Source organism: Belliella buryatensis, from assembly GCF_900188245.1.
Taxonomy (GTDB): domain Bacteria; phylum Bacteroidota; class Bacteroidia; order Cytophagales; family Cyclobacteriaceae; genus Belliella; species Belliella buryatensis.
Map to the genome: position 1 here is coordinate 57,886 of NZ_FZOK01000012.1, position 16,124 is coordinate 74,009.

A 16,124-nucleotide genomic window follows, 5' to 3' on the forward strand; every position below is an offset into this window, starting at 1 on the left:
AATGGACAATGTATTGATAGATACAAGTGTATGGATTAATTTTTTTGGAGGAAAAGACCAAAAGATTACCAGTGCTGTTCAAGAATTATTGCACAAGGATCAAGTGATAATTTGCCCTCCTGTCTACCAAGAGATTTTACAGGGAATCAAGTATCCCAAAGAGTTTTTAGACATGAAGGATAAGTTAAATGCATTAAGACAAATCCACGCCGATCCTTTTGAGGCTGCTGAAGGTGCAGCTAAGATATATGCTGTATTAAGGTCAAAAGGTGTTACAATAAGAAAGAGTTATGATTGTCTTATCGCTTGGTATGCCATTACAACTAACTCTATTCTATTTCATTTAGACAGGGATTTTATTTCAATTTCCAAGCACTTTAAATTTGAATGCTTTCAGATAAATTAAGTTAATTTGAGTTGCATTTATTAAAAAAGAGAAGTTTTTTCCAATTTCGCATACTTATTTACCCCTCCTGCTCCTTAAACTCAATCTTGCTGATCAAATCCATGGCCACATGGAGCATCACGCCTGTGACTAGCAGCATCCCTACGCATATCCCAATCATGCCATAAGCAAACTGCTTGCTGATGATAAAGACAAACAGACCGCTTCCTATAGCTGGTAAGAAACCAAACAGCAATACGCCTATTGTCATCACCGGTTTGATCAATTTCCTGTCCCAACCTTCTTCAAAACCCACATTGGTCACCGTAGTCATCGCAAATCCCGACAAATAAAACATCAGCATCGCCAATACAAATGCAGGAATCAGCAAAAGACTCAATTTGGCGATCAATACGGTAGGCACGATCAGGATCGAAGAGAAAATCAAGGTTTGCATCAGGTCCAAGCGAATCAGGTTCCAAAATTTTGCCCCCCATGATGCCGGTATGAGGATAAAATAGGGCTTCTTCAAATCTCCCACATTGTTTCGCCCCATTCCAGCGATCCAATAAATAAATATCAAAATCAATAGATAGAAATAGATTACATGGTGGGAAAACCAATCAAACCTAGATAAGGCTGCAAACAAGATCCCCAGTCCAGCAAAACCTAATCCATACAAACCAAAGAAAGGGTGGAAATCCTGCCTTGAGCTATGGACATAATTTCTCCAATACAAGGCCTTTGCCCCAAATCCAAAATTGGGAATATCCAGCTGCTTTTTGGCATTGAGGCTCATGGCAGATTCTGAAGCTTCTTTTTTGCCTTTTACTTTTTCCTTTGCCTCTTCATTGGATTTGGTCGACTCCAGCACATCTTCATAATAGTAACCCGCATGCTGCAAAACAGCCTGTAAGATCATGAAAAACGTCAGCAAGTACACCAATGAAAAACCGCCCACCAACCAAAGATTCTCATGGGAAGGGTACAGTATAATCGCCCTGCTCCAGCCTACCAATGGAAAGAAATCAAACCAAGGAGAGCTCAGCCAAGCAAACATCCCATGCCAAAACTTATCTGCCATCACACCGGGTATCACGATCATCAGCAACAATATCACTCCAAATCCAAATACACCTCTCTTGATATGCTCCATGATGCCATACTTGGTGTGCAAAGTATAGATCAGAAACTTGATCGGGAAAAGGATGAAAACAAAAAATGCCAATCCCAGACCCATCACAACCACTTGCATCACTTCCAAACCCAACTGCTCTACTACTTGTGCACTTGCATAGAGCATAAATAAAATACTCCCTCCCAATATCGGCAAGATTGATCTGATCAGGTAGTAAACCAATATACTGGATGGTGCCACTGGAGCAGTAAAAAGCATATTGACATCCGCCATGGAAAAGAAGCTGATATTCTTCTTAGTCGCTCTAAACAACTGAAACAGTAAGACACCGAAAGCTAATAAGGTAAGTCCTCCTATGATCGCCAGTTTGGCATATAGCTTGGCATCTGGAATGGCATCCATGGCACTTGCTGCCTCTTGAAGCTGTTCCAAATCCACATCTTGTATGGAGGCTGAAGATCTTTTGGCCCTTCTGAAATAGAAAAAACTAAAATACCCTACCACAAATAAATAGGGCAATAACCTTAAGGGATTCTTAAGGATAAGCTTGATATTATTGATCAGGATAAAAAGATCTTTCCTGAGTAGCAGCTTGAACTCATTCATCCTTTGTCAATTCTAAAAACAAATCCTCTAAACTATAACCTGCTTCTACCATCTGACGCTTGAGGTTCTCCAAAGTATCATTGCCGACGATGTTGCCATCTTTCATGATCATTATACGATCAGCGATGCTTTCCACTGAATCGATCAAGTGAGTACTGACCAATATGGTTTTGCCTTGCGCCTTGAGGTCTTTGAAGATTTTCTTGGTATTTCTGATTGCTTTGGGATCTAAACCAATCATGGGTTCATCAAAAAACAGCAACTGTGGATCTGGCAGCAGTGCACAGCAGATTGAAACCTTCTGTCGCATCCCTTTGGAAAGGTCTCTACCCAATTTGTCCTTTTTATCATTGAGGTCATAGTATTCAAAAAGCTCTTCCGACTTCTGCTTCCAATCCGGCACTGCATAGGCCTGGGCAATAAACTGCATGTGTTCCTGGACGGTCAATAAGTCATAGACGCTGGGTGTCTCTGGGATATAGGAAAAATATCGCTTGGCAGCCACACTTAAGTGATCATGCCCACCAATATAAATTTCCCCGGCAGTTTTCCTCAAAAGCCCTACAATACACTTCATTGTGGTACTTTTTCCCGCACCATTCGGACCGAGCAAACCTACTACTTCTCCACCTTGGAGAGAAAACGAGATGTCATTGACAGCGTTTTGCTTGCCATACTTCTTGACTAAGCCAATTACTTCCAGCATTTTTCATGTTTATTTCTGGCAAGATAATCAATAGAACTAAAAATCCTCAAAAAACTATACCCCAACGAAGGGAAAGACTCTTGAAAATGTAACTTTCTTCTAAGACACTTTCAAATCCTGGGCGCACTCCTTCAATGGGCGCACTTCCTGCTAAACGGAAGCCTTCAAAAAATGAAGCATGTTGTTGCCTGAAACCAAGCATCCAAGTATAGCTATACCGACCTTTTTTAGACTTTTTCCTGATACCTATTCCTGGCGCAACCATCGCTCCTCCCTCGTTCCAAGCCTCTCTGTTCCCATCTATCTCGCGCTTTTCGAGGAAAGCAGAGCCATAACCTAGATCCAATGCCAGCTGAATACTGTACTTTTTGTCAGGATTGAGCTCGTGTCTCCATCCAGCCCCTAGCGGCATCAGCTTCATACCGGGGTATGTATCAAAACCAAGAAAAAAACCTACTTGATTGTGCTGGTCTAATTGCACACCATGAAAACTCTGAAATGAAAAATTGATGCGATCAGACTTGTTGACATTCCCAATAAGTGCGCCTATCTCAGCATGATGAATATAAGAGCCAATCTCCCTTTGAGAAAAGGAAAATTGGCTCGAAATGAAAAATAGAACAAACAGAAGAAAAGTAGATTTCATCAAACGACGATTGGATTTTTTACATCGATACAGCTCAACTGTACAAGCTTTTCGGGATTGGAATAGTCAAACTGACAAACCCCATCAGGTCCGATAACTATCAGGGATTTTGGCCCAGGAATGATATCTACTGACTTCAAAGAGCGAAGATGCTCGATCTGATTTTGGGAAATATTCATAATATCAGCAGCATTAAAACTCTTTAACCCATGTTTTCCCTCAGCGATATAGAGGTAATCTCCAGCTAGTGCAAGCCCATGCGGATTCTGCATAGGATAGGTTTTGAGTAATTTGGGTTCATACAAGTTTTCAATATTGAGCACATGCAATTCATCTACTCCAAACCTACAATTGACGCCTGTTCTCAAAGTGACAAAGGCATGGGTTTCATTGACCACTACTGGATCGCAGGCTGTGACGTGTTGGTAGACCGACATTTTGCTTGGAGATGCTGGCTCTGTTGCATCATAGATATGCATCCCCGTATTGGAGCCTATGAAAAGTCGATTTTGAAAAGGAAAAATTGTTTCTATCCCCCAGCCTAAATTGATGGTACTAAGAAAATCAGGTTCCTCCTTAGTACTCACATCAAAAACACGCAGTGAATAATCATCCACTGCATATAAGTGCGCATTCATCAAGGTAAATCTAGCCATAGAGCCACCTTGTCCATAACTCTCTCCACCTGCGCGAGAAGCATCACTACTGAAGGCAAGCATTCCTCCACGATTCCAGAATACATTACCTCCCCACCAGCCACGCATAAAGTTTGACTCAGCAGTCAAAACCGTATCCTTCATGGTCATGAAAGTACCTGACGCCTGATTGGTATACATACTGAGAAAAACATCCTCTACCCTCTTGATTTGCTGAATATTTCTAGGATCAGAAATATCAAATACCAATAAATCCAAGTAATTATCCGCATAGAGCATGTTGGCATTGACAGCCATGTCTACGTTCCCTGGAACCTTGATAAAATTGATATTGATCGGATTTGATGGGTTGGAATTGTCCAGGATGTGGATTCCTTTTTGGGGTTCATTGATCAATAGAAAATCACCATAGATGTATATTTTGCCGGGGTTTTCCAATTGCTTGCCCGGCTCTATGATTGCTTCATTGGTTCTGAAATCACTCATCTGCATGTACACGGGCACCATGGCTCTGTAAGTGTAAGTGCTTGAAACCTGATCTTCGCAGGAAGAAAAAGTAAACAATAATGCCAGCGAAAAAATATATGCAGGCCAGTTAGCGAGTAGTTGGTTGATCTTTTTCATAAGCATGTGGTTTGGTAAAAATGATTCAAAGACGCATTTATTTTTGCAATACAAACCTAGGACGCAAACGACATATCAAACGCTACAAAGCATTGCAACTTTTTTTAATTTTCTAATCTTGCCGTCATTTTTCTATTGAAATTTTCGAATAGACTTATAAAATCTTTTAGTATCCTGCTGACCAATTCGTTCTGAGCACTTTCCGGATAGATAGGGTTATACTTGATTCTCAAAATGATCATATCCATCCAACCTTTTCCATCGTCGATCAGGTCTTCATTGAAAGCTTCTACAGTGATATCTCGTGATCCAGAAAAGGTCCCTTGATGCTTCTGTTGTCTAAAAAACTCTGTAATTGTCTTCAACGCCAATTCATGTGCCAGCTCAAAGCTTCTCACAAGCTGAGCTTCTGTCCTGGCATCCAAACCCTTAGATTTTCCACTTTGAACAAACAGCTTCAATTGCTCCAAAGCATCTTGAAAGTCAAGCAAGCACTTTTCACATGTTAGCGTTGGTGATTTCATAGGTTTTTCTTTCTGTTCAATTTACGATAATTTAATGGTAATCCATCACCTTACCGTATAACTTTGCATGAAAGGCTGTCCATTAGGTGTAAGTCCTTCTAGGCGAAGACGGCCAGAGAAATTTTCCAAAAACTGCCCCACCTTTTCAGGATTTCGTGCGGCCTCACCATTGATTTGAGTCAGCACAAAGCCATTATTCAATCCTAATTCTCGCAAGTAACCTCTTGTCAAAGCAGAGATTTTTATCCCATAATCTATACCTAATCTATCTCGCTCTATCGCATTGACTGATTCTAATCTTGCCCCCAGAATGTTGGAACTATAGAATTCTCTTTTGAGTACTCCCGTACCACCATCAAGATTTTGCAAGGTAACCTTAGCCGTTTTTCTGTCTGCTTTTCGCTGGAAGGTGAATGTCAACTGATCTCCAGGGTAGTAGTAGGACAGTACCTCCTCAAAGCTACCTTTACCCACGACATTGAAGCCTTCAATCTGTATAATGACATCATCTTTTTGAATGCCAGCCTTCTCAGCAGCCCCCCCTCTCAGTACGTTGGTAACGATGACTCCGTCGAGTGTTTTTAGATTCATTTCATCCGCCAATTCTGGGGTGATTTCCACCACATCCACACCAGGCAGCGCCTTCTGTACCTCTCCGTATTTGATCAAGTCATTGGCGATTTTGACTGCAATATCTACTGGTACTGCAAAACCATATCCTGTATATGATCCTGTTCTAGAAAGAATGGCAGTATTGATTCCTACCAGTTCCCCTTTGGTATTGACAAGTGCTCCTCCTGAATTACCAGGGTTGATTGGGGCATCTGTTTGAATAAATGATTCCAGCGGAAAATCACCTCCAAGTATGTTGATTTGGCGTTCTTTGGCAGAAACAATACCAGCGGTGACAGTTGATGTCAGGTTAAACGGATTGCCCACAGCAATGACCCACTCACCGATTCTCATATCTCTGCTACTGCCCTGCTTGATAGCAGGAAGATTTGCTGCTTCGATTTTCAGTACAGCAATGTCTGTATTTTTGTCAGTTCCTATCAGTTCAGCTTTGTAAGTCCGCTTCTGATGCACTACTTCAATGGTCTCTGCTCGATCTATCACATGATTATTGGTGATGATATAGCCATCCTTGCTGATAATTACACCAGATCCCGTACTTACACGCTGGGTGGGACCTGAGCCAAAGAAATAATCAAAAATACTATAACGTCTGTAGTCTGATCCAGAAAAGTTTTTGATAAATACTACTGATGGCGTACTCACTTCAGATGCCTCTACAAAAGAAATTGGAGCCGATGGTAATGACTCATCCTCGTAAGCGTTATAATTGACTTGTTGTCTTTCAAAAGACTCACTTTGAACATATTCATTTAGAAATTGTGGTTTATCAGCAATAAATTCCACAAAAACATAGGCGCCTGCAAGTCCTGCTACAAATGCAAGGAAAATTATCTGGATATTTTTCATCATAATGCTTAACGAAAATTCAATTTCTAAGTTAAAAAGAAGGTTTGAAATCCATAAAGAAAATTACCGATTTCCGTGCCAAAAGTACCAAAGGTCAAAAAGACTGAGAAATCACAAGGAAAAGTCTCTGATCCTTGTAATTTTGTCAGTTGGTAAAATGACCTGAAAAAAATTTTAGAGATAAACCCATTTGGAGGTAAGCCAATATTCATGTCAGATAAAAAAAGAGTTGCCATCTTAGGTTCCACAGGGAGCATAGGGACACAGACCTTAGATGTCATCAAATCCCATCCGGACAAATTTGAAGTAGAAGTACTGACTGCACAAAACAACTGCGATCTGCTAATTCAGCAGGCATTGGAGTTTAAGCCAAATTGTGTGGTCATCGTCAATGAAGCCCACTACGAAAAAGTAAGAGAAGTACTTCTTCCTCAAGATATCAAAGTATTTGCAGGGGAAAAGGCCTTGAGCCAAGTAGTAGAAATGGACAGCATTGATGTGGTCTTGACTGCTTTGGTCGGCTATTCAGGACTAATTCCTACCTTCAAAGCCATAGAAAGCGGGAAACAGATAGCCTTGGCCAACAAGGAAACATTGGTTGTAGCAGGTGAACTAATCACCAAGCTAGCCAGAGAAAAAGGCGTCAACATCTATCCAGTTGATTCAGAACATTCAGCTATTTTTCAATGCTTGGTAGGTGAATTTCATAATCCTATTGAAAGGATAATTTTGACAGCTTCTGGTGGGCCATTTAGAGGTAAGGATAGGAAATTTCTAGCATCAGTTACTAAAGAGCAAGCCCTCAAACACCCTAATTGGGATATGGGAGCTAAGATCACAATTGATTCAGCTTCATTGATGAACAAGGGGCTTGAGGTCATAGAGGCTAAATGGCTCTTTGGTTTGAAAACTGAGCAGATCGAAGTGATCGTCCATCCACAATCCATCGTACATAGTTTGGTGCAGTTTGAAGACGGATCCATCAAAGCACAACTTGGGTTACCTGATATGCGTATTCCCATTCAGTTTGCCTTGAGCTATCCTGATCGATACAAGTCAGATTTCCCAAGGTTCAATTTTGCAAAATATCCTAATTTGACCTTCGAACAGCCCGATATGGAGACATTCCAAAATCTCAGGTTAGCCTTTGACGCATTGGAAAAAGGAGGTAATGCACCATGTATACTCAATGCAGCCAACGAAATTGTTGTGGCCGCATTTTTGAGAGACGAGGTTGGATTTCTCGAAATGTCAGACCTTATTGCAGCTGCATTGGATGAAGTCAAGTTTATTAGTCAGCCAAAACTAGATGATTTTGTGGAGACAGATAGGCTTACAAGAATATTTACAAAAGAATTAATTAAGCGTAAAAAATAAGTAATGGATACATTGATCATGGTAGCTCAGCTTTTACTGGGGCTATCGATTTTAGTAGGACTGCATGAACTCGGGCATTTGCTTACAGCAAAAATGTTTGGCATGCGCGTGGAGAAGTTTTCGATTGGATTTCCTCCAAAAATTATAGGTTTTCAGTGGGGAGAAACAGAATACTCTATCGGAGCGATACCTCTAGGTGGATTTGTAAAGATCTCTGGTATGGTAGACGAGAGCATGGATACCGAGCAAATGGCTTCTGAGCCACAGCCTTGGGAATTTCGTTCCAAGCCCGCATGGCAGCGGTTGATCGTAATGCTTGGTGGTATCATTGTCAATGTGATTACGGGAATTTTGATTTTTGTGGTTTTGGTTTACCAAAAAGGAGAGACTTATTATTCTCAAGAACAAATTGCAGAACATGGTATAGTTGCTTATGAAATTGGGCAGCAGATTGGTTTTCAGGATGGAGATAAGATCATAGATATCAATGGACAGCCCTATCAAAGCCTAGGTGACCTTAGCAGCGGTGAAGCACTCTTGAGTACTGATGGATACTATACCGTAGAGCGAAATGGTGAGATCATCCGAATTGACATCCCAAGAGGATTTATCAATTCTTTCTCTAATGAGGAGAGCATGTCTAAGTTTGTCAGCATCAGGATGCCATTTGAGATCATCGATACACCAAAAGGCGGTGCAGCACGAGAAGCAGGATTGCAGAAAGGAGATAGAATCCTAGCTATCGATGGACAACCTATCAATTACTTCAACGAGTTACAAAGCAATCTTGCAGAAAGGGCAGGCTCAGAGGCAAGGCTCACAGTTCAGAGAAACACAGAGACTTTTGAAAAAACGCTAGCTGTAACTGAAGAAGGTACCATTGGAATTCAGATCAATCCTTTATTATCACCAGTGACCAACAGATTCGGTTTTGGGGAATCTATTGTCAAAGGTACCGAAAGAGCCTTCGGAGTAGTGATCATCAATGCCAAGGCTTTGGGTAGGATGTTTACCGGAGAAGTTTCCACCAAAAACGTATCTGGGCCAATTGGAATGGCTAAGATCTATGGTAATAAATGGGACTGGACCAAATTCTGGAGTATTACTGGTTTGATATCTATGATTCTCGCATTTATGAACCTGTTGCCAATTCCTGCATTGGACGGGGGTCATGTGGTATTTTTGCTCTATGAAATGATCTCAGGCAAGACCCCTTCAGATAAATTCTTGGAGAATGCCCAAAAAGTCGGCATGGTTATGTTGCTGGCACTGATGGTCTTTGCTATAGGAAATGACATTTTGAAGTTGTTCACGGGCGGGTAAACCAACTTTATATAAAAAAGTTTAGTAGGTCAATGAAAATTTTCATTGACCTATTTTTTTGTTTGATTTTTTTGATTAGAATTAATGGTTTTAAAGCCTATATATGAAGAAACTATTTACCATCAATTTCCTGATTTTTTTATCAGGATTTACAATCCCTTTTTTAGCAATAGCACAAAAAGAAATCCCAACAAAAGACCTACTTTACCTCAAAGACGGCTCAGTATTATCAGGAAGCATTCGATACAATCCTAGAAAGTCTGCTGAAACAGTCATTCTAATTTCTGAGGGGGTTGAAAAATCATACTCAGTAAATGAAGCTGATGGTTTTCTATTCGAGTTTCAAGAAAAATATGTTATCAAAGACCTTAACACAAAAGATTTTGATTCAAAACGTTTTTTCAGCAGGTTGATTGTTGATGGAAATTTGAAGCTTTACCAACTCTTTGGCAGATTTTATATTGAAGATCAATCTGGAAAAATTATTCCTTTACAAAAGTCAGAGATTGGCGAGTTTACCAAGAAAGAAAAAAGCAGCAAGCATCATTTGTCTATTTTAAGCTTTGTAACCCAAGGTGATTGTAGTTCTAACAAAGGCTCAAGCTTAGACAAGGTTCAGCTCAATGATGAAAGCCTAAGCGATTATTTAGTAGCTTACTTAGCCTGTCAGGGTTCATCTTTTACAAGTTATATTGACAACAGGCCTAGGGCTCAATTGAACTATTATGCACAAATTGGCGGTGTTCACACAAGGTACAAGTATGCAAGAGAATCTGTCCCAGTGCGACAAAACATTCAAAAAAATACCATTCCTGCTATTACAACAGGGGTTAGATTAGATGAATTAAGAGGCAAGCCTAGAGTTTCTATGGACTTTTTGTTGGGGATAACCTCCCAAAACAACTCCTTGGACTACTTTTATGAAGATAATGTTTACCAGTATGTAGGCACATCAAATTATTCTTTATTTTCTTTGACAGGCAATTGGTTTGTGAATTACACTTTGTTAAAAAAACAAAAATTTGATTTGTACGCAGGTGTAGGACCAATGACTAGGGTGAATTTTTTCAAAGAAGAATTTGGCATAGCTGAAAGAATCAGGACTACAAGTGGATTTACAGTACTTGACGAAGGCAAAACATTCGATGCAGTTCCCTATACACTTGGATTAGGATATAAAATTGGAGCTGTATTGATGAAAAACAACAGAAGCAGAATTACGGCTGAATTGATAATGGATTTCACCCCTAGAAGTGTTAATATCAATATCGCCAACAGATCAAATCTTGACCAATTTAATACCGCATTCATGATTGGTTACTCTTTTAGACAATTGAAAAAATGAAGAAGGTTTTTAATATTCTGCTGTTTTTAGTCTTCTTATCGTCTTGCGAAGAGGAGAAACTTCCTGAGTTGGTAAATCCTAGGTTTAGTGTGGCATATATTCAGGAATCTAACTCTGAAGGAGTAACTTTTGGTGCTGAAGTAATTAGCTTAGGCAAGCATGAAGTACTTGAGTATGGGTTTGCTTTAAGTAATTCGCACATTAATAGCTTAGAAGATGGGATCTTATTTAAAAAAACTGGTCCAGTTGAGAATAATTTTGAAATAAAAACATATTATTTCTTGACCACGGGTAAAGTTTATTTTGTGGCTGCATATTTCATTACCACAAATGGAACCATAATATCTCAGCAACGAGAATACATGAGTACTGATTCTAGAGGGTTTGTATTTGAAAAATTAGTACATGAAGAAAAGATATATTACAATGACCCAATTAGACTTTATGGAGAAAATATTAGTGACAAAGTGGGAGAATTCAACGTAAAAATAAATAATGAAGTTGCTGAGGTTCTTAGCGTTACAGAAGAATACATTGAAGTTTTAATTCCAGATAACATTTACTTACCCCATAATGGTATTGCTCACTTTGATGTGAGTGTTTCTAATCTTAATAGGAAATTTGATCATCCTTTATCACTTAGAGATCCAGAGTTTGAATATAGCCCCAACAGAATTGTGAAACTTTCAGAACCAATTGTAATTAAAGGGAAATATTTAAGATCGTTTGATTCAGACATAAAGGTACAAGGGAACCCATTTGAAGTCCAGATGATTGGAGAAGCTACAGATTCGACAATTACATTTAATCCACATGCTCTTTTTCCATCTGCAAACCCCACTATAAATGTAAATGTGCGAGAAAAATCTTATGATGTCCAAAACAATTTTATACTTGCTCCTATTGAGTTTATTTTTGGTCAATCCATCAACTTGAAAGCGAATGAGAAAACCACAATAAAAGGATCTAATTTCAATACATTTTTCCCAATAGACTATTATCTCATTTTTGATAGAGAAGCTGTCATATATGACATTCATGATGTCAAAGAAAATGAATTTGACATTTCGTTTAGACCAATGAAAGCTTTTACTGATGATGAAATTACAATTAAATTAATATCACATGGCCAATTTTCTCAAAATCAAGTCAACATCACTATCAAAGATCCACGATCAATTATCATGGATTTACCAAGCAATGCTTCTAGGTTCACGAGAAAGGTTAAGAATAGAATTTACTATGTAGCAGATGGGAACATTTATGAAATTGATCCACTAAACAAGACATATACAATCAAAACAACATTACCGAGTTTTTCAGAAAAGATTAATTATGTCAACATGATACTAGAATCTAATGATAAATTATATATTTCTCATTTTGATCAAGTAGACTCAAATTATTCACACAAATTTATAGAATATGATCCTACGACAAATTCAATAACAATTTTACCAGACATTCCTATAGGCTTCCAAGGACCACTCACTTATTTTTCATTAGGTAATTATATTTACATACAGCATGTTAAAAATATAGATAACTCTTCCGGGAACCCTTTAAGAAATGATTTATTAAGATTCAACTTAATCAACAATACCTGGGAAAGTTCTGCAATAAATTTGGGTATTTCCGATATTGCTTTTCCTTCTTTCAGCCATAATGGAGAGATATTTTCTTTGATAGGGTATAGATCTAATTCTAATGATACGCGATTGATGAAATTTAATTTCGGTACTAACCAATGGAATTTCATCAAAAGTTTTGCTCCTATTTCTTTGCCATATCCAAATAGTATGGGTTCATCAATTGGAAATTTAGTCTATTTCGGGACTTTTGAGGGAGGCTATTCACTTAATATGAATACGCTTTCTCTGGAAAAAATAAGCTTAGAAATAAATGAGCAAAACTCTCCATTTCAATTTGGTTCAGCATTAGGTGATTTTTTCTATTACCCTATGGAAATCAATGGAAAAATGAAATTGATTGAGTTTAACCCTTCAAAATAAGTAATCATGAATTCTTTAAATAGATCAATGAGGTATATTTTAAACATTATTATTATCAGTCTCTTTTTCGTTTTTGGAGAATCAAAAGGTCAGACCTCATTTCATTCAAAAGGAGTAGTCTACATGTTAAATGACGAAAAAATCAAGGGAGAAATAAGAATAGAGAACAGAGAGCATATCACAGAAATAACTGTTATCAGTAAGGATGGAGAGGTTTTTGAATTTAGACCAAATGAAATAATGGGTTTTAAATTAAAAGACGGAAGTTATTTCTCCTTTGAGCCAAAAATTTCAGAAAGTAGCTTTATTCAAATGCTTTTCGATGGTAGATTTAAGGTTTATAAATTTAAAAATGAATATATCATTTTTGACTATTCTGGTGCAAAAGTAACTTTGGTAGAGCAGGTTGATGAAGATTCAAAAAGAGAGAATTACTATAAATTGGAATTACTCACTAGAGGCATATATAATATCAAAAACAACATGCCATTTAGAAAATTTAAAACTGATGACGTCACTATTGCCACTATTTTGAGAGAATATCACTTTTACGAAAATGAAAAACAGACCACTTATTTCAATTATGTTTTTTCTATTAAACCATACGCTTCTCTCGGAGTATTTCATCAAACATTTTCCAATAACCAAATCCTGTGGAGATCAGATATGCAAAATCAGACTGCTCCAATTATTTCCGGAGGAATCAAGCTTCAAAATGCAATGCCCAGCTTCAGAAACTTTGTAATGAATATTGGTTTATTCTATACACAAGGGGAAAATCAGATCAATCTTTTAGGTGAAAATAATTCTCAAACCTCAATTGCCAGAGAAACTTTTAAAACCAAATCGTTTAATTTACCAATTACAATAGAATATAAGTTTATACCTAGGAAAAGTATTGTTCCATATTTAGGATTTGGAGCCATGGTTTCAATGGACTCAGGAGAAAGCATGGGAGGTGTTGTAAGCGAGTATCAAAAAAACTCTGGTTACACATTAATCAAAAATTTTAGTACTCTTGATGTTCAGAAAACAAATCTTTCTCCAATAGGAAAAATAGGAATAGAATACAAAGGAAAAATCTTTATGGAAGGAGTCATAGGTCAAACGATTGGCTATCATCAAATCACCCATTTGATTAGTGAAAGGAAAATCAATAGGCAGTTCATTTCAATCACCACAGGTATAAATTTTTAACTCTGATGAAAAAAACTATAATTTATTTATTTGTAGCATCAATCACATTATTTTCTTGCCAGAAAGAAATGGATTTTCCATTTACCGATCCAAATTTCAGCCCTCCATTGCTTGGAAGTATTAATGAAAACGGAGCGGAATTCACTTGTGAAGTTTATGAAACAGGTAATTTGCCAATCCTAGAATATGGCTTCATGTATTCTACTCTGGCAGTTCCAAGGCCTTTGAATTCTGAAATTATTAGTACATCTGGAAAACCGGATAAAAAATTCTCTCGCCAAGCAAACTACGCTTTGCGACAAGGTGAAAGATATTATGTGGTTTCTTTTGTTAGAAATGAGAAAGGGTATGTGTTTTCAGAAGCTATACCCTTCGATAGTAAGGGAAGCTTGGGATTTCAAATTACAGATGTGATTATTCCTGAGCCACTATATTTTGGTGATACTATTCATTTTAATGGGAATGGGTTCAGTAGAATTTTTGACAAATACAGAATTAAATTAGATGATTCGATTGACCTATTTCCCTTGGAGGTTTCAGAAAATGGTTTTAAAGCAATCTTCCCAAAATCTTATTTACAACTCCAATCTGCATTCACGATGAATCAGTTGAATTTCAAAATTAAGATAGATGATAAAGAATTACAGGTAAGTAAAACTTTTACATTCAGAGATCCATTGATCAACAATGTAAATCCACAAACCTATAATTTCAATGATGAAATTATAATCACTGGGAAATATCTCCTAAGTGATTTTATATATTTATATACTTATGAAAATGAGGAACAAATATATTATTCAGTGAATTATAAAAGTGAAGATACAATCAAAATTTCAGCACCTTCTAGGCTTCCAAACCCAAATCCAACCGTCAATTTCTTCATAAGAAACAAAACCTATTTGGCTGAAAATCTTTTCAAACTAAACCCCTCTGAACTAAATCCTAATCAAAATTTTAAAATTTTATCTACCCAATATTTTACTCTGGAAGGATTTAATTTTAATGAAAAGTGGGAAAATAGCATTTGGATTGACAAAAAAATTGATGCAAGCAATTACTTTTCAATAAGATATATCGATGATCAAAAATTAGAGATGTACTCTTACAATAATTATTACCAAAATAAGGCACCGATCTTAAATAGAACCTTTGAGCTTTCTGTAAAAAGTCTTGGTGCTTTTTCACAAAATTCTGCTAATTTAACCTTACTAAACCCGACGTTGCCATTTCTCAATTTACCTGAATATCTTCTCAAAACTGATATTAATGATAAAAGGAGAATCAAGTATTTACAATTCGAAGATAAAGTACTAGCGCTTTCAAAAAACCTACTTTATCAGTTCTACCCTTTTGATAAATCATTTAAAAAGTTAACATTTAATCATAGTACACCCCAAAACATAGATTTGGGGAATTTATTCACTAAGAAAACAGATGACGGTAGGGCAATAATTGGATCTGCTGACTTCAACATGTCTCAAAATACATTTAGATTTGATCTTTTTGACCCAAAAGATAATTCTCTTTCAACTTTACAAGATTTTCCGAATCTGATTAAATATATCAATGGAGTGGCTTTTTCAAATGGAAAATTAAGATTATCAATAACTACTCAAAAAGATCAAAAACTATTCAATGAATCTTGGGTATTGGATTTAGAAAAAAATGAATGGTCAAAAATATCTGATCTGGATTCTCAGAATTTTTATATAGGTTTTAAGTATAATTCTCAGTCTTATGCCTTTCACGGGAATGAATATGGTCGATTAAGTTTAAAAAAGTTAAATGAATCTACCGAAGAATGGGGACCTGAAATTGAATACTTTGGTAATATCGGAATTCCAAAGTCGTCGGAAGTTTTAATAATAGATCAAAAAGCATATGTTTATACTTCCATGATGTACCTTTTGATATTTGATATGCAAAAAATGCAATTAGAAAAAATAGTTCATAGAAGTATTGGAATTCCAATATATACTTCATTCGACTATAATTATACTTTTGCAATTGACTCAAAAGTTTACTATAACTTAGATGATAGGATACTTATGGAATTAGATCTTGAATACCTTTAAAAGACCATCAAAATCAAAAATTAAA

At 37.1% G+C, this 16,124-nt stretch carries 13 protein-coding genes; 7 read left to right on the forward strand and 6 right to left on the reverse strand.

The window, feature by feature from the left end:
- Position 1: 1 nt before the first annotated feature.
- Positions 2-406 carry a type II toxin-antitoxin system VapC family toxin gene (gene vapC / locus CHB66_RS12800; RefSeq protein WP_089241567.1) on the forward strand — a complete coding sequence of 135 codons (405 nt, stop codon included), beginning with the start codon at positions 2-4 and terminating at the stop codon, positions 404-406.
- A gap of 58 nt (positions 407-464) precedes the next feature.
- Here the strand turns inward: vapC and CHB66_RS12805 are convergent, their stop codons facing one another.
- From CHB66_RS12805 to CHB66_RS12830, 6 genes are all read right to left on the reverse strand, one after another.
- The gene (locus CHB66_RS12805) at positions 465-2,129 is read right to left on the reverse strand and encodes a putative ABC exporter domain-containing protein (protein ID WP_089241569.1); all 1,665 of its coding nucleotides are present in this window, start codon (positions 2,127-2,129) and stop codon (positions 465-467) included.
- Entirely contained in the window at positions 2,122-2,835 is a 714-nt protein-coding gene (locus tag CHB66_RS12810; RefSeq protein WP_089241571.1) for an ABC transporter ATP-binding protein, read from the reverse strand. Before CHB66_RS12810 ends, CHB66_RS12805 begins: the two co-directional genes overlap by 8 nt.
- A 46-nt stretch (positions 2,836-2,881) precedes the next feature.
- Positions 2,882-3,481 (reverse strand): hypothetical protein, encoded by a 600-nt coding sequence (locus CHB66_RS12815; protein WP_089241573.1) that lies wholly within the window; start codon positions 3,479-3,481, stop codon positions 2,882-2,884.
- Complete coding sequence (locus CHB66_RS12820) at positions 3,481-4,761, reverse strand: LVIVD repeat-containing protein (RefSeq protein ID WP_089241729.1); 1,281 nt, start codon at positions 4,759-4,761, stop codon at positions 3,481-3,483. Before CHB66_RS12820 ends, CHB66_RS12815 begins: the two co-directional genes overlap by 1 nt.
- A 104-nt stretch (positions 4,762-4,865) precedes the next feature.
- A complete protein-coding gene (locus CHB66_RS12825; protein ID WP_089241575.1) occupies positions 4,866-5,285 on the reverse strand; it encodes a nucleotidyltransferase substrate binding protein in 420 nt (139 codons plus the stop codon).
- A 45-nt stretch (positions 5,286-5,330) separates the two neighbouring features.
- Positions 5,331-6,770 carry a S1C family serine protease gene (locus CHB66_RS12830; RefSeq protein ID WP_089241577.1) on the reverse strand — a complete coding sequence of 480 codons (1,440 nt, stop codon included), beginning with the start codon at positions 6,768-6,770 and terminating at the stop codon, positions 5,331-5,333.
- A 207-nt stretch (positions 6,771-6,977) separates the two neighbouring features.
- On the opposite strand from CHB66_RS12830, the gene CHB66_RS12840 reads away from it, so the two are divergent.
- The 6 genes from CHB66_RS12840 (at position 6,978) to CHB66_RS12865 (ending at position 16,099) form a co-directional block, all read left to right on the forward strand.
- Complete coding sequence (locus CHB66_RS12840; RefSeq protein WP_089241581.1) at positions 6,978-8,144, forward strand: 1-deoxy-D-xylulose-5-phosphate reductoisomerase; 1,167 nt, start codon at positions 6,978-6,980, stop codon at positions 8,142-8,144.
- A gap of 3 nt (positions 8,145-8,147) precedes the next feature.
- Positions 8,148-9,467: an RIP metalloprotease RseP gene (gene rseP / locus CHB66_RS12845; protein WP_089241583.1), complete on the forward strand. Its 1,320-nt coding sequence runs from the start codon at positions 8,148-8,150 to the stop codon at positions 9,465-9,467.
- A 103-nt stretch (positions 9,468-9,570) separates the two neighbouring features.
- Positions 9,571-10,812 carry a hypothetical protein gene (locus CHB66_RS12850; protein ID WP_089241585.1) on the forward strand — a complete coding sequence of 414 codons (1,242 nt, stop codon included), beginning with the start codon at positions 9,571-9,573 and terminating at the stop codon, positions 10,810-10,812.
- On the forward strand, positions 10,809-12,824 hold the full coding sequence (locus tag CHB66_RS12855; protein WP_089241587.1) for a Kelch repeat-containing protein: 2,016 nt from the start codon (positions 10,809-10,811) through the stop codon (positions 12,822-12,824). The genes CHB66_RS12850 and CHB66_RS12855 overlap by 4 nt, the downstream gene beginning before the upstream one ends.
- Before the next feature lie 6 nt (positions 12,825-12,830).
- Complete coding sequence (locus CHB66_RS12860) at positions 12,831-14,021, forward strand: hypothetical protein (RefSeq protein WP_089241589.1); 1,191 nt, start codon at positions 12,831-12,833, stop codon at positions 14,019-14,021.
- A gap of 5 nt (positions 14,022-14,026) precedes the next feature.
- The gene (locus CHB66_RS12865; RefSeq protein ID WP_089241591.1) at positions 14,027-16,099 is read left to right on the forward strand and encodes a hypothetical protein; all 2,073 of its coding nucleotides are present in this window, start codon (positions 14,027-14,029) and stop codon (positions 16,097-16,099) included.
- Positions 16,100-16,124 lie beyond the last annotated feature (25 nt).